This window comes from Vallitalea okinawensis, from assembly GCF_002964605.1.
GTDB classification, from domain to species: Bacteria; Bacillota; Clostridia; order Lachnospirales; family PQDH01; genus Vallitalea_A; species Vallitalea_A okinawensis.
Genome location: NZ_PQDH01000005.1, coordinates 170,207 through 185,321 on the forward strand (window position 1 = coordinate 170,207; position 15,115 = coordinate 185,321).

The 15,115-nt window shown below is 34.9% G+C and carries 17 protein-coding genes and 1 other annotated feature (1 of these 18 only partly in view); all 17 genes read right to left on the minus strand.

All coding sequences use genetic code 11. The features are described from left to right. Positions 1-79, minus strand: a sequence feature (ribosomal protein L10 leader region); it reaches 77 nt to the left of the window's first position. Positions 80-135: 56 nt separating this feature from the next. After that, positions 136-834, minus strand: a complete 699-nt coding sequence (rplA, locus tag C1Y58_RS15210) for a 50S ribosomal protein L1 (RefSeq protein WP_105616936.1) — start codon at positions 832-834, stop codon at positions 136-138. Between the two features lie 81 nt (positions 835-915). Continuing rightward, a complete protein-coding gene (gene rplK / locus C1Y58_RS15215; RefSeq protein ID WP_105616937.1) occupies positions 916-1,341 on the minus strand; it encodes a 50S ribosomal protein L11 in 426 nt (141 codons plus the stop codon). Positions 1,342-1,383: 42 nt separating this feature from the next. Beyond that, on the minus strand, positions 1,384-1,902 hold the full coding sequence (gene nusG / locus C1Y58_RS15220; RefSeq protein ID WP_105617096.1) for a transcription termination/antitermination protein NusG: 519 nt from the start codon (positions 1,900-1,902) through the stop codon (positions 1,384-1,386). Between the two features lie 17 nt (positions 1,903-1,919). Beyond that, complete coding sequence (secE, locus tag C1Y58_RS15225; protein WP_105616938.1) at positions 1,920-2,099, minus strand: preprotein translocase subunit SecE; 180 nt, start codon at positions 2,097-2,099, stop codon at positions 1,920-1,922. Between the two features lie 90 nt (positions 2,100-2,189). Beyond that, complete coding sequence (gene rpmG, locus C1Y58_RS15230; protein ID WP_105616939.1) at positions 2,190-2,339, minus strand: 50S ribosomal protein L33; 150 nt, start codon at positions 2,337-2,339, stop codon at positions 2,190-2,192. A gap of 332 nt (positions 2,340-2,671) precedes the next feature. Further along, positions 2,672-3,157, minus strand: a complete 486-nt coding sequence (locus tag C1Y58_RS15235) for a hypothetical protein (protein ID WP_105616940.1) — start codon at positions 3,155-3,157, stop codon at positions 2,672-2,674. An 11-nt stretch (positions 3,158-3,168) separates the two neighbouring features. Further along, on the minus strand, positions 3,169-3,549 hold the full coding sequence (fliS, locus tag C1Y58_RS15240) for a flagellar export chaperone FliS (RefSeq protein ID WP_105616941.1): 381 nt from the start codon (positions 3,547-3,549) through the stop codon (positions 3,169-3,171). A 5-nt stretch (positions 3,550-3,554) separates the two neighbouring features. Next, positions 3,555-5,042 (minus strand): flagellar filament capping protein FliD, encoded by a 1,488-nt coding sequence (gene fliD / locus C1Y58_RS15245; RefSeq protein WP_105616942.1) that lies wholly within the window; start codon positions 5,040-5,042, stop codon positions 3,555-3,557. Between the two features lie 4 nt (positions 5,043-5,046). Beyond that, positions 5,047-5,433: a flagellar protein FlaG gene (locus C1Y58_RS15250; protein ID WP_105616943.1), complete on the minus strand. Its 387-nt coding sequence runs from the start codon at positions 5,431-5,433 to the stop codon at positions 5,047-5,049. A 184-nt stretch (positions 5,434-5,617) separates the two neighbouring features. Then, positions 5,618-7,150 carry a flagellin N-terminal helical domain-containing protein gene (locus C1Y58_RS27060; RefSeq protein ID WP_105616944.1) on the minus strand — a complete coding sequence of 511 codons (1,533 nt, stop codon included), beginning with the start codon at positions 7,148-7,150 and terminating at the stop codon, positions 5,618-5,620. A 210-nt stretch (positions 7,151-7,360) separates the two neighbouring features. Continuing rightward, complete coding sequence (locus tag C1Y58_RS15260; RefSeq protein ID WP_105616945.1) at positions 7,361-7,534, minus strand: carbon storage regulator; 174 nt, start codon at positions 7,532-7,534, stop codon at positions 7,361-7,363. Between the two features lie 281 nt (positions 7,535-7,815). Then, positions 7,816-9,252 carry a flagellin N-terminal helical domain-containing protein gene (locus C1Y58_RS15265; RefSeq protein ID WP_105616946.1) on the minus strand — a complete coding sequence of 479 codons (1,437 nt, stop codon included), beginning with the start codon at positions 9,250-9,252 and terminating at the stop codon, positions 7,816-7,818. Positions 9,253-9,388: 136 nt separating this feature from the next. Beyond that, positions 9,389-9,625, minus strand: a complete 237-nt coding sequence (csrA, locus tag C1Y58_RS15270; RefSeq protein ID WP_105616947.1) for a carbon storage regulator CsrA — start codon at positions 9,623-9,625, stop codon at positions 9,389-9,391. After that, a complete protein-coding gene (fliW, locus tag C1Y58_RS15275; protein WP_105616948.1) occupies positions 9,619-10,083 on the minus strand; it encodes a flagellar assembly protein FliW in 465 nt (154 codons plus the stop codon). The genes csrA and fliW overlap by 7 nt, the downstream gene beginning before the upstream one ends. Before the next feature lie 73 nt (positions 10,084-10,156). Beyond that, a complete protein-coding gene (flgL, locus tag C1Y58_RS15280) occupies positions 10,157-11,773 on the minus strand; it encodes a flagellar hook-associated protein FlgL (RefSeq protein WP_105616949.1) in 1,617 nt (538 codons plus the stop codon). Positions 11,774-11,814: 41 nt separating this feature from the next. Next, entirely contained in the window at positions 11,815-13,548 is a 1,734-nt protein-coding gene (gene flgK, locus C1Y58_RS15285; protein ID WP_157950119.1) for a flagellar hook-associated protein FlgK, read from the minus strand. A gap of 40 nt (positions 13,549-13,588) precedes the next feature. Further along, positions 13,589-15,115: a flagellar hook-associated protein FlgK gene (gene flgK, locus C1Y58_RS15290; RefSeq protein ID WP_105616951.1), complete on the minus strand. Its 1,527-nt coding sequence runs from the start codon at positions 15,113-15,115 to the stop codon at positions 13,589-13,591.

Genomic DNA, 15,115 nt, shown 5'->3' on the forward strand with positions numbered 1-15,115 from the left:
TCTGAATCGTCTCACCTCGGTAGGTTGATCTACGTTATGCATACGCACCTACTGTCTACAGCAACAATATGAAATTGTGCTCTATTTCAAACCATAGCAATTCTATCATAGATCGAACTGCCTGTCAATGGTTTTTTATTCTTCGTTAATCTTTGCAGGATTAATTTTGATACCAGGACCCATTGTTGAGCTAATAGAAACGCTACGTAAGTATTGACCTTTAGCCGCAGCTGGTTTAGCTTTAATAATAGCATTCATAAGTGTGTGGAAGTTGTCTAATAACTTTTCAGTTCCAAATGATGCTTTACCGATTGGAACGTGAATAATATTAGTTTTATCTAAACGATACTCAACCTTACCAGCTTTGATTTCATTAATAGCTTTAGTAACGTCCATTGTAACCGTACCAGATTTTGGGTTTGGCATTAAGCCTTTAGGACCTAACACACGACCTAAACGACCAACAACCGCCATCATATCAGGTGTAGCAACTACTACGTCGAAATCTAACCATCCATCGTTTTGGATTCTAGGAATTAATTCCTCTGCACCTACATGATCAGCTCCTGCTGCTTCTGCTTCTTTAGCTTTTTCGCCTTTAGCGAAAACTAATACTTTAACAGTTTTACCAGTTCCGTTTGGTAATACAACTGCGCCACGAACTTGTTGATCTGCATGACGACCATCAACACCTAATTTGATGTGAGCTTCTACTGTTTCGTCGAATTTAGCTTTAGCTGTATCTTGAACAAGACCTACAGCTTCTTTCGCTTCATATAATTTAACCGGATCAACTAATTTTCTTACTTCTAAATATCTTTTTCCTCTTTTCATTACGAGACCTCCTTGTGGTATTATCGGGGAGATTATCCCTCCCACTTTTGCACGAAAAGATTGATTCTTTAATACTAAAGACTAGTCTTCTACAACAACACCCATACTTCTTGCTGTACCAGCAATCATACTCATAGCTGTTTCTAAGCTACCAGCATTTAAGTCAGGCATTTTTAATTCTGCGATTTCTTTCACTTTTTCCTTAGAGATTGTTGCAACCTTAGTTTTGTTAGGTACGCCAGAACCAGATTGGATATTACATGCTTTTTTAATTAAAATTGCTGCTGGTGGGGTTTTAGTGATAAAAGAAAAACTTCTATCTTGGTATACTGTAATTACAACCGGGATAATCATACCCGCTTGGTTAGCTGTTTTTGCGTTAAATTCCTTTGTGAATTGCATAATGTTCACACCATGTTGTCCTAACGCTGGACCAACTGGTGGCGCTGGAGTAGCTTTTCCAGCAGGAATTTGAAGTTTAATCATTCCTGTTACTTTTTTAGCCATTATTAAATACACCTCCTGAATAATTTACATAAGCATCTTGGGCTACATTTTTTCAATCTGAGTATAATCAAGTTCAACAGGTGTTTCCCGACCAAAGATGGATAATTGAACAATAACCGTATGTTTATGCTCATGTATCTCGGTGACTCCACCGACTGAGCCCTCAAAAGGTCCAGAAGTAACTTTAATCACTTCACCGATTTCAACACCGATAGAAACTGATGACATATCAATTCCCATGTTCTTAATTTCTTCCTCAGTTAAAGGTACAGGCTTTGAACCAGGTCCAACGAACCCTGTAACACCTCTCGTATTTCTTACGACATACCATGTATCATCATTCATGATCATTTTGCATAGTACATAACCTGGGAATACTTTACGCTGAACAGTTTTACGTTTACCGTTTTTTTCTTCGGTCACATCGTGAAGAGGTACGATTACTTCGTGAATTTGATCATGCATATTTCTATTTTCAATTATTTTTTCAATGTTGGCCTTCACTTTATTCTCATATCCAGAATAAGTGTGCACAACGTACCATCTTGTGTCTTGAGACATAAAACCATCCTTTTTCATTAAAAGATATTTGATATTAAAGTAACACCTGATTGTAAGACCATGTCAATAACACTAATAAGAAGCGCACAAATTGTAACCACTACTAATACAGTAATTGTTTTCTTTGATAGCTCTTTTGGATTAGGCCATACAATTTTTTTGAATTCCCCTCTTAAGCCCTTTAATATAGATTTCATATTTTTCACTCCTCCCTGTTATTAAGCTGATGGAGTGTTGAATATTACTCCCCACTTAAAACAGCATGTAACATTTAAAAGCAACAATACCTATTTTGTTTCTTTGTGATTAGTGTGTGTTTTGCAGAATCTGCAGTACTTTTTAGTTTCCATTCTCTCTGGATGATTTCTCTTGTCTTTAGTAGTGTTGTAGTTACGGCGTTTACATTCCGTACATTCTAATGTGATTTTTGTTCTCACAACTTCCACCTCCACTTAAAGATTGTAGCATCTGTCAAAATTATTGTGCTAAATCTGTTTAAATAAACAGATAAAGTTAAAAATTTGGGCATAAAAAAAGAACCCTCGTTTTTCACCTTCCTACTATAACACAATACTCTAGCTTAGTCAAGTAAAAACATTAAGTACTAACAATCTTTTTGTCATACGTCTTATTCAATTACTCATTATAAGATATAATTGCCAATTAATCAATGATTTATTCCATTGAAAGATATTCCAATAGCTATTATACATATCATGTAGAAACGATTCTTCTAATTACAGACCGTTTCTACATATAATAGTATAAATTACTTCTTACGATCTAAGAAAAAGGATTGGTTAGGAATCACTTTCTTCATAACCTTATCATAAGCTGATATGGTATTTTGTGATTTACGGAAATTAGAAATTTCCTTCCTTTCCTTAATTAAAGTAGCATCTAACAATTGCTTGTTTTTCATCTCTAAATTTTGAATCCGAACACTTAGCTCAGTTAGGTCCTTTATTAGCCCTTGCATTTCTCTGATCTCTTCTGAATATGTTTGCATATTAAGATGAAGTTCTTCCTTAACGTTATCGTAGAAAGCATTAAAGCCTTCATCATAATCATTAATCTTGTTAATGTAGGTTTCTTTACTTTGCATATAGCCTTCAAACTTTTCAATATTAAACTTTGAGGACTTTCCATCATTTAATAGGATGTTTTGATCTAAAGTTAAGTCATAAACTTTTTCATAAAAAAGTTTCTTATTCTTTAGAGCATCCAGTAGAATATTCACTTGCTGATTTTTCATCCTATCACCTCTTAAACCTTACCTACTTTTGCGATTTTCATAGCTTCTTTCCATGTATCTCTTAACTCACGGATATGCTCATTAACTTCTTCTATGATTTCTTTATCCTTTTTAAAGTTAGCTTCCGTAAGCCTCCTTAGCAGATAATCATAAATTTGGTCAAGTTGTTCAGCAATTGGATAATCTTTATTCAATGTTACTCTTAACTCAGATATTATATCCTCAACTCGGATAATTAAATTATGGGTCCTTTGAATATCTTTTTGCTCAATTGCGACAATAGCTTGATTTGAAAATTTGATAGCTCCTTCATATAGCATTAATGTTAGCTCTTCGGGGGATGCTGTCAGCACTGAGTTATTTTTATATGCACTATAAGGATTATTGACCATACTTCTTATGAACCTCCTAACATGGATGTAAGCGATGCACTCTGTTGATTTAATTGCATAATTGCTTGCTCCATTGCTGTAAATTGACTGTAATAGCGATCTTCAATCATGATCAAGTAATCTTCCATATCTTCCATCTCATCTTCTATATCTTCAATATCACTATCCATTTGTTTATCATTATAAATAGTAAAAGCACTACTAAGGTCTGTTGAAGCCATGCGATCTGTAAGATCATTGTAAATGTCTTCGGCTATTTGACTAAATAACTTCGCCACTTCTTCAGGATCACTTTCAATTGCTTCCTTTAAATCGTTTTCTAGCGCTCCATAAAGCGGGTCATCTTCATCCCCATTAATATGAAGTAATCCTCTTTCAGTATAGTCACCAGTAACAATCCCCAACATACTCAAAGATTCAAAAGTAGAGCCTGCTGAAGCATTTTCATTCGTTAAATCTTCACGCATACTTGTTGTTAACGACATCAGAGTACTATCACGTCTTAAAAGAGAGTCTTTAATCGTATCTTCCCATATCTCAATCTGATCATCAGTCATGCTTTCTTTTTCTTCATCGGTTAAAGGTTCATAACCATCGGCATCGTCAGCATAGACCTTTTCATTTATATACGTTATTAATTCATTATAGCTTTCAATAAAACTTTTTATTTCATTATAAATAGCGTCAACATCTTGTTCAATAACCACATTTGTTGTACCAGTTCCAGTGAAAGAAATCTCCATGCCATTAATACTGACATTATTATCACTTGTTTCGAATGTCTCCCCTTGGTAAGTAAATTGTAAGTTATCCCCTGTCGTCCCTGTCGCAGTATTAACTAGACCAAAGCCAAAAGCTTGTAATAATTGATCTCCATCTGCATCACTTGTATTTATTTGAATCGTTTGGTCTGCACCTGTATCTTCAGTAGCAAAGAATAAAGTATCGAATTCATCATCAAAACTCACATTTATTCCAGAAACGGTATTCAATTTCTCCACCACTTCTGCCATCGTATCATCTTTATTAATCGTTACCTCAGTCTCAGTAGTACCACCGTCAGTACTCACCTTTAATGTAATATCATCAGAACTCGCAAATGCTCCTGCGCTTAATGTACTCATAGTAGTGCTATTGTCAGCTGTACTTGTTAGTTTACCTGTTAAATAAGACCCTTTAGCTAATTGTGTCACATTAAATCCATGAACACCTTTAATGGCTGTTGCACCTGCTGTAACCTGCATAATACCTGTATCACTAACCGTAGCATTATTTTTCATGTATGTACTTTGTTGCTTCATTTTATACAAGTCATTTGTGTAGAATTCATAAATCTTAGCATTAGCTTCTTCCCAAGCTTCTTTTTGCCATTCCAACATTTGAAGATCTTTTTCCAAATTATCCATTTTTGTTTCTTCAGCTTTCATTAACTCTGTCACCATGGATTCGGTATCAATCCCTGATGCCATACCTGAAAAACGTATAGTTGACATTCCATCACCTCATTTCATCGACAATAAGACCAGAAAGTTCAATCATTCTTGCAAAAATATCTAAAAGCTTTTCTGGCGGATATTCCTTGATCACTTCATCAGTATCCTTATCAATTATTTTAATATTAATTTTCTTTGTTTCTTCATGAATAGATAAGCGCATTTCTTTATTACTACCAACTAATTTTTTGTTAGCTTCTTCGATAGCTCTCACCACAGTTCTTTCTTCAACAGCTGGTATCAAACCATCCTGAGTTGTTCCTTCTTTGTTCTGCTTAACTAGATATTGACTTGTAGTTACATTATTTAAGGTTGATTTTCTTTCGATATTTGTGTTTGCCTGTGCAGTATTTTTTGACGAACTAATATTTACCCCATTATTAATTTCCATAGTCTATCCCGCCGGCTAATAGTCAACGGACCTCCTTCCATTGTGTATCCCTTATCTATTTTATCGGTTTACGTCTAGCGTTACTTTAGAACTATATGATATCTCTTTATTTCCTTATAAAAATTAGACGCATTAAAAAGAGGATAGCAATGCTATCCTCTCAAACACATCATATACTATATAATTATCTTAATAAAGATAATACACCTTGCGGATTTTGATTAGCTTGAGCTAACATGGACTGAGCAGCTTGTTGTAAAATATTAGTTTTAGTTAACTCAACCATTTCTTCAGCCATATCAACGTCACGAATACGTGATTCAGCAGATTGTAAGTTCTCTGCAGATGTATCTAGGTTATTAATAGTATGATCTAATCTGTTTTGAAGAGCACCTAATTTTGAACGTTCTTCTGAAACAGTATCAATAGCATCATTTATAGTCGTGATAGCAGCATCAGCAGCAGTTCTTGAAGAAACATCTATACCACTAGCAACTACAGCGTCAGTAACTGTTCCATCAGATGCAATAGAAGCAGCAGATGATGTTGCTACACCCACAGTAATTGTTGCAGCTAAGTTCTCATCAAAAGCTCCATCTGTTGTTAACGTAAAGCCAGCAAAGTCCCCAGTACCAGAAATACTAGTTTCAGTACCTGCTAAACCTGTTATAACAGAATCCGTACTTGCTCCATCTGATAGTGTTACAGTATATGATGTGTCAGTACCTGCAGTTTCAGTACCTGCACCAGTGATACTATCAGGGTCTGAAGTAATTGAAACGGAGCTACTTGCTCCAGTTGAAGAACTTGTGAATGTAAATCCAGCACCATCAGCACCAGTAACAGTTGCTCCAGTAAGCTGACCATCAACAAATGTTTCAAATGCTGTCCAGTCAGCAAAAGCGCCACCACCAGAATAATCAGCATCGAAAGTGATTGTTTGAGTTGCTCCACCATCTACAGAAATCTCAATAGTTTTATTAGTAGTTGAACAGTCACCTAAAGCAGTGTTTAAAGCGGCGATATTCGCATACGTTGTGGCACCTACTACATCACCAGCAGTTGCTGCAACTGCTACAGTACTAACAGTAACTGTATTACCATCCGTTACAGCTGCCGCACTTCCTGATACAGTAGCATCTGTTACATCTGTAGCACCTGATACAGTACCAGTAGTGCTGTCACTAGCAACTCCTAAAGATTCTGCATCCATTGCTGAAATACCAAAAGTTAATTGCTGTCCTTCATTCGCTCCTATATGAAATGTAACATCGCTTCCATTAGTAGTTGTAGAATCAAGTCCACCATTTAATAGATTTTGAGTATTGAATTCAGTTGTATTCGAAATCCTTGTGATTTCTGTTGCTAATTGATCAACTTCCGCTTGGATTTTATCTCTATCTGTTTGAACTAATGTATCACTTGATGATTGTACTGCTAATTCTCTCATTCTTTGAAGAATGGATTGTGTTTCATTTAAAGCACCTTCAGCAGTTTGTACCATAGAAATACCATCCTGCGCATTTCTAGAAGCTTGCTCTAAACCTCTGATTTGTCCTCTCATTTTCTCTGAGATAGCTAAACCAGCTGCGTCATCACCAGCTCTGTTAATTCTTAAGCCAGATGATAATTTTTCCATTGATTTTGATTGTGCACCAGTAGTTCTTCCTAATGCATTAGTTGTGTTAATTGCTAACATATTATGATTGATTACCATAATAAAACCTCCTTGTAATTTTAATATTGTTGTGAACTTCCATTTTCACAATGCATATATGTTAAGAACTCCATTCCCGGGTTTTTGGAGATCCTACATAACTCATTAGAACTTTATAATAAAAAAAGAATGAGTAAGTAAAACTGACCCCTTAACTGCATCCTGCAGCAACAGTTTTACTCACTCATCCTTGAGCTAGTGTTATGTAATTTACTTCATTGTTTTTATTTGCTTCGCTTCATAAATTTCCCCACGCGTAATAGCTACCTCTCTAGGAGCATCTATAGCAAGTCGTAAATCACCTTCCTTGCTTTTTACAACTTCTACACGAACACTGTCACCAATCATGACATACTCTCCTGGTTTTCTTCCTAAAACTAACATGGTACTCCTCCTTGAATCACCTTACTATTACATTTAAGCGATCTAAATTATTTTCCTACCTAAAAAACAAAAAAATCAAGGTATAACAAATCTTCTTATAAATCACCTGCATCCTGCAGTAATTATAAGATTTTTGTCATCCTTGATTTTTAATTATTCATTACTATTAAATTGCTTCTATAATATATTTCGTCTTTTTTATTTGAGACTTTAGTCTTTTTTAAGATTTTTATATAATTATTAAAAAAAGCCGAGTCTGATTACTCGGCTTATATTTATAGTTATCTTAATAAAGATAATACACCTTGTGGAGCTTGGTTAGCTTGTGCTAACATTGATTGAGCTGCTTGTTGTAAAATATTGTTCTTAGTTAATTGAACCATTTCTTTAGCCATATCAACGTCACGAACACGAGATTCAGCAGATTGTAAGTTCTCAGCTGAAGTATCAAGGTTATTGATAGTATGCTCTAATCTGTTTTGAACAGCACCTAAGTTGGCTCTTTGTGAAGAAACTGTTGTAATAGCATCATTAATAGTTTCAATAGCACTATTTGCTGCTGTTTGAGAGGATATATCGATACCACCTTCTCCAGTCACTTTCAGAGTATCACCAGCAGCGAATGTACCAGCAGAGTCAAACATCAACTTATCTCCAGCAACATTTGTCCACTCACCACCATTATTTGTAACGAGAGCGTTATTATTATCAGAAACAGCAACTAATTCTCCATTTGAATCAATTAAACCAAATCCTGCACCTACTAAAGCATGTGTAGTATCTACTACGGTATACTCGCCTGAGCTTAAAGATTGGCCAGCTTGGAAATCAACTGTGTTAGTTCCTGTTACTACAGTACCAGCTGCATCAGAAGTTACTGTACCTGATACAACTTTATCAGTGAATACGAATCCAGTTACAGCACCACCACCACCACTGTTATCAACATCACCAGTAATAGTTGCAGTGGCTAAGCTAGCTTCATCTGTTGCAGCACCTAATGCGTAATAATTTTGTCCATCATTACTAACAGCTTCTACTTGTCCAGTTTCTTGATTTTTAAGAACATAATTAACTGTATATGCTGAAGGGTCAGTACCATCATTTACATCAACAGACGCATCTAATTTTACAACATCAAAAGTAGCATCTCCAGTTATACCATTATCAGCGGCTCCAGTGGTTTCACCATACTTAACCCCTTCATTAGCAGCTACACCTAATGTTTCTGAATCCATTTTGTTAATTGTTAATTCCATTTGTTGACCTTTATTTGCACCGATTTGGAATGTACCTTTGAAAGTACCATCTAATAAGCTTTGAGTATTGAATTCTGAAGTATCAGCAATTCTTGTAATTTCTGTAGCTAATTGGTCAACTTCTGCTTGAATCGCATCTCTATCAGCTTGTACATTAGTATCATTAGATGATTGAACTGCTAATTCTCTCATTCTTTGAAGAATAGATTGAGTTTCTTGTAATGCACCTTCTGCAGTTTGAACAAGTGAAATACTATCTTGAGCATTTCTAGAAGCTTGCTCTAAACCTCTGATTTGTCCTCTCATTTTTTCTGAGATTGCTAAACCAGCTGCATCATCACCAGCACGATTAATTCTTAAACCAGATGATAACTTCTCCATTGATTTTGCTTGTGTACCAGAAGTACGACTTAAAGCATTAGTTGTGTTAATAGCTAACATATTATGATTAATTACCATAAAAAAACTCCTCCTTGATATTACGTCTCCGCATCCTTGCAGAGAACAAAATTAATTTTTTAGTTTCTTGGTGGTGGCCTACCACTATCTTTACATTATATATATCGTATATTATTTTGTAGACCTTTAGTATAATTTATATTTTTTTTAGTTTATTTTTTAACTCTACCAATTTCTCTTCAGTTAATGGAACTTTTGCTGCCATAGTATTTTCCTGTTGAATTTGAAGGTATATTTCTTTCCTATGAATTGAAATATGTTTAGGTGCCCTTATGCCTAGCTTTACTTGATCACCGCTTATGTCTAAAACTACTATTTCAATATTGCTATCAATAATAATTGATTCATCTTTTTTACGGCTTAGAGCTAGCATATTTCCTCCTCCTCTGTACTCAAGCATGCTAGAAGTTCATTAAAAACAGGATGCTTAATTTGATAGTTATCATTCCTTAATGCTACTTGAATTCCTTTTTTAGCCTCAATATTAATTATAATCGGTGCTTTTAAGTTTGCTGTAATCTTTTCTATATTATCAGGAATTACTACGACTACATAGATGGCTAAATTATTTTCTTTAATCTGTCCCAAGTTCTCGATCAGTGTATCATCGACTTCAAAACTGTAATCTTTAATCAAGTCGTACGGATTGATAATTGTTAAGGAAATATCACCATCACTTACGCATTGCAAAAAAGCAAATGGATAATCTTTTTTATCATTTATAAGCGCGAACTTATTTAGTTTTTCAAAACCAGGAATACCATCTTCAAATGTAAGTATTTGATCATCTTCTATTTCAATAGTACCAAAATTTCTAGTCTTTATTTCCATACTTTTTCCTCCTAAAACATGAGCCTGCATATAGCAGGCTTCTTATCTTTTAGTTTAACACATTTTATTTCATTTATCTTAAGAAATCGATGAGTGATTGTTGTACTATCTGAGATGTAGCCATCAATGATGCGTTATAGACCACTTGATTACTCTGTAATTCAATAATAGTTTCTGTCATATCAATATCCTCTGTCTTAGATAATAACTCTGTAAAGTTAATACTATCATCTTCTAGACGATTAGCTGTTAATTCTAGACGATTAGCTTTACTACCCACTACAGCCGTTTCATTGGCTAGTTGTTTCATAGCATTATCTACATTAGTCGTCATATCATCATAATAATTATTAATCTGATCAGAATAAACTCTTATTGAGGCTTCTAAATCTTCAATTTTTTCTTGTTTCGCTTCCTCAGAGAGAGTATTATCATTATTAACCACTTCAATTTGATCTTCATACTCACTTATTTTTGCTACATTGTATTCAATATTATTTATTAGTTGTTCCAGATCTCTTATACTTTCTGTTGTTAATACATCTTTTCCTAGAGTATTAACATCCATGGTTTGTCCTATACTGATTTCATATTCAATATCTTGATCAATAGTTCCATCAACTATAGATTCATAATCAATCGATACTGTATCATCAGCTATTCCTCCATCAAAAGTGATTTCTCCAGTCTCAATATTTACTAATGCACCATTGGCTGGTACAGATGATGTTGCAGGAGCAAACGCAATTGTTCCAGTAATAGGAGTACCTCCGACGCTAATACTTGTGACACTAGCTGGATCAATAGGGATATTCGTTAACTTTATAGTTGTACCAACTTTCTCAATACTTTCACTATGATGCTCGTTAAATTTGTAATAATGATCTGGTACTTGATCACCGTCTTCGAAGCTAGTCTTTTTATAGGATACCTTGACATCTGAAGTCTTTAAGGTATTTGCTGTTACTTCATTAAATACTAATTCACCAGTATCCTCTAATACATATACAGTACCATCAACTAAACTTCCGTAATCAATTGTTTCAGAGGTAAACGAATTATCTACTGTATATACAGGATCTGTAGTTACATTACTTACATCATCATAAGCTAATCGTAATTTATAGACATCAGCTTCCTCTGGATGGTCAGTCGGATTAGTAGGATCTCCACCATAAACCACGTGCTCAGGATATATGTCTGATGGAGCAAATGTTTCTTCAAGATCTACTTCCCGTGTTACATCCTCTGTATAAATAAGTGGGGTATCCGTTTTATATCCGGAAAAAATATAACGCCCCGCATAGGTTATATTTCCTTCATGGGCCAACTGTTCATTCAGTTGTTTGATTTCTTCTAGCATTTTAACATGATCTTCGTATGTATAGGTACCTGAAGAACCTTGGACTGTCAACTCTCGAACTCTTTTATACATATCAGTCATGTTAATTAGCGCTTGTTCTGTCACATCTATCCAAGACGTTGCATCATCCACATTCCTACTATATTGACTAATTTCAGAAACATCAGTTTTTAGCTTTAGTGCTCTTACCGCTACTATAGGGTCATCTGAAGGTTTACCAATCTTTTTTCCTGTCGTTAATTGCTGTTGAATATCAAGCATATTAGATTGGGTATTATTCAGATAGAGCATCGTATTATTGGTTACCATTTGATTGGTTACACGCATGATCAATCATCTCCTGAACCATTTCTAATCTTATTTTATAATTATCGGATTAAGCCATTAATAGTGGTGTCACAGATTTCATCGAATACACTAATCATCTTCGCTGCAACATTATAGGCTTGCTGGTACTTCACCATATTCATGGATTCTTCATTGAGATCTACACTTAAAAATGATAATCGTTGATTCTCTATGGTGTGATTAATAGAGTTTTGATTACTGTAGAAAGTATTAGCTTTCATCGTATCAATACCTACATCTGCTATTAACATCTCCATGTAGTTAGCTGGATCGCTGTTACTAAATGCACTTCCATCTTTAATACCACTCAAATCAAGAATCAATTGATTATCGCTTTCCCCATTAGTCACAGAATAAGACGTAGCAAATTTTGTATGATCCTCTTCAATTTCACTTGAAACTGCAAAGTTTTGTGCTGTGATTTGAGTATAGCTATAAGGGTCATTTAAGTCCATTGAAGAACCGCCGCCATTATTAATATCCTCAGTAACAAAAAATTCTTGAGCATAGCTTCCATCTTCTAATTGCCCTTGCATATGTATTTGATTAAACTCTTCAGCAAATGTTCTAACGAATTCATTTAATTTCTGCATATAGTAAGGAATACCTTTACAGGTTAAAGATTCACCAATTTCTGCATCACCACCAATAGTTATGTCAGCAGCAGGTGGTTTATCAGTAAGTATAATAGTCATTTCATTATCCGTATCATTATAACTGCTAACAGTATATTTATAAGCTACACCATCAATTTCTATTTCTCCAGAAGGTAATATATCAAATCGATTAATTCCCTCTATCACCATTTCACCAGTGGTTTCATCATACTGCTTTACTCCACCGTTAAAATTAGCACCATTATTACCATCTCTCACATCGATAATGGCTTTTAATTCACCTGACATATTACTATGGTTAATATCAAAAGGATTACCGTTACTCCAGTTAACATCAAATAACCCATCTGCATCCTCAGGGTTCTTCTTATAATCCCTTTCTACTATCTCTAAAGTATTATAATCATTATGATGTACTAATGTTTCACCGTTGATTTTTAAAACCATCTCTTCATAGCCATGAGCATCTTCAATATAGCTCACATCAACTGGCACAATTCCTGATAGCTCATCAACAAGCAAATCACGTTGATCTCTTAGATCATTAGCCTTTAGTCCACTCAACTCTAAGGTATAGATTTGGTCATTAAGCTTAGCGACTTGCGAAGCAATATCGTTAATCTCACCAACGAGCTGTTTTACTTCTTGATTAAGATCCTTTTGATATTCATTCATACTAGTGGCAACCGTATTAAAGTAAGCTGCAAAAGATGAAGCCATTCCAACAGTCTGTGCCTTATAGGAAGGGTCTGCAGGATTTTTAGATAAATCCTGTAAAGAATCAAAGAAATTATTGAAACTCGTAGTGAAACCAGAATCAGAAGGTTCATTAAACATGATTTCTATTTGCCCCATATGTAAAGCTTTAGATTCATACTCACCAAGTAATGTATTGGAATCCCAGTATTTATAGTCGAAGTACTCATCACGAATTCGTGATACTTCAATTATTTCCGAACCGGTACCCCACATCCCTATATTAGTTCCATTATCAATAGGACGAGCCGCTTGTTGCACAGCTTGTTGACGGCTATAACCATCTGTTTCAGCATTAGATATATTATGAGCTGTTACATCAAGAGCTCCTCTTGCTGTATACAACCCTTGTGTTGCAACACTCAATCCAAAAAAAGACACGCGTTTCACCTCAATTCTAATTATTACTCTAGTGCCATATTTACAAATTCATTAAAGAATCTATCATTTCATCTATAACCGTTATGACTTTAGCATTGGCATTATAGGCCTGCTGATACATAATCATATTCGTTAGTTCTTGATCAGTTGATACTCCCATAATACTTAAACGTTGGTTATTAATTTGATTAACCAACATACTTTGACTTTCATAATGAGTTATAGCATTAGTTCCTGCTCCACCTAATTCGGCAACCATTGAACTATAGAAATTATTTATACTTAAATCATAATCCGCATTAGGATTAATTTTTAAACTATCTTCATTCCACGCTTCAATAATTTCCAATACAACGGTGTTATCACCTGGTAATGAAGGATCTCTTGTTAACCCCAGCTTAGCGACATCATTTAATATATCTTCATTAATCATAATGTTCCCTGCTTTTAAATCATCATCAGCATTCCCTGTGAGATCTTTTACTGGTAAAAATAAAGGTTCCCCTGCTGTTCCATCTAACCCATAGGTATTCGTCGTTACAATACTATTGATTGTACTTGTTATATGATGTATAAGATAATCAAATTCAGCCATTGTCTTCATAAGTATAGAGTCTTCAATCTCCTCATATTTAGTACTATCTTCTAGATAGGTGTAATCAACATTACTATCCCCTCTTAGTGCTAGGATACCTTTCAATTCCCCTTTATCCTCATTGTTATCCGGATCTATATCACCATAGAAAACATCGATATTTGTATCTTTCCAAACAGGTTTAGATAATGGTGCATTTGGATCAGTAACAACTGTATCCATTTCAACGTAAGAGGTACCATCAATCATTGTATAACCTTCAGCATTAACTACTACGCTACCATTAGGTTCTTCATGGTATTTAATATCAATAATTTCACTTAAACGATCTAATAGATTATTTCTTTCATCTCTGTAGTCGTTGGCACTGACACCACCCGCTTCAGCTTCTGCTATAATAGCATTAAGTTGAACAATTTGTTCCGATATATCGTTAACTTCATCTACTAGGTTATTCACTTTATCATTAAGCATATATTGGTAATCATACATTTGATCTTGAATTTGGTTAGCTTGATCAACGAATAGCACTGCACTCTGAACAAAGGAAGCTCTTGCTTCTAAGCCTTCAGGATGTTTACTTAATTCATTAAGCGTTTCCCACATGTTTCCTATGATATCTGAAAAGCTTGTACCTCCTACAGTTTCACCAAGAATGGATTCTAACTCGCTAACACCGTACATTTGCGCTTCATAAAACTTCATGGTACTTGCTTCATCACGATAGGACATATCAAGAAACATATCTCTGATTTGAGCTACTTCTTGAATACTTACACCCGTACCAACAAGAAGCTCTTGTTGACCAGAAAATCCAAATAGAGAATAATGACTATCGCTTTGATTAACACGTTGTCGCGTATATCCCAGAGTTTCAGCATTCGTGACGTTATGGCCAGTAACCTCTAACGCTCTCTGACTTGCACTTAATCCAGATACGGCACTGGACAATGAACTACCCATAATAGCCAT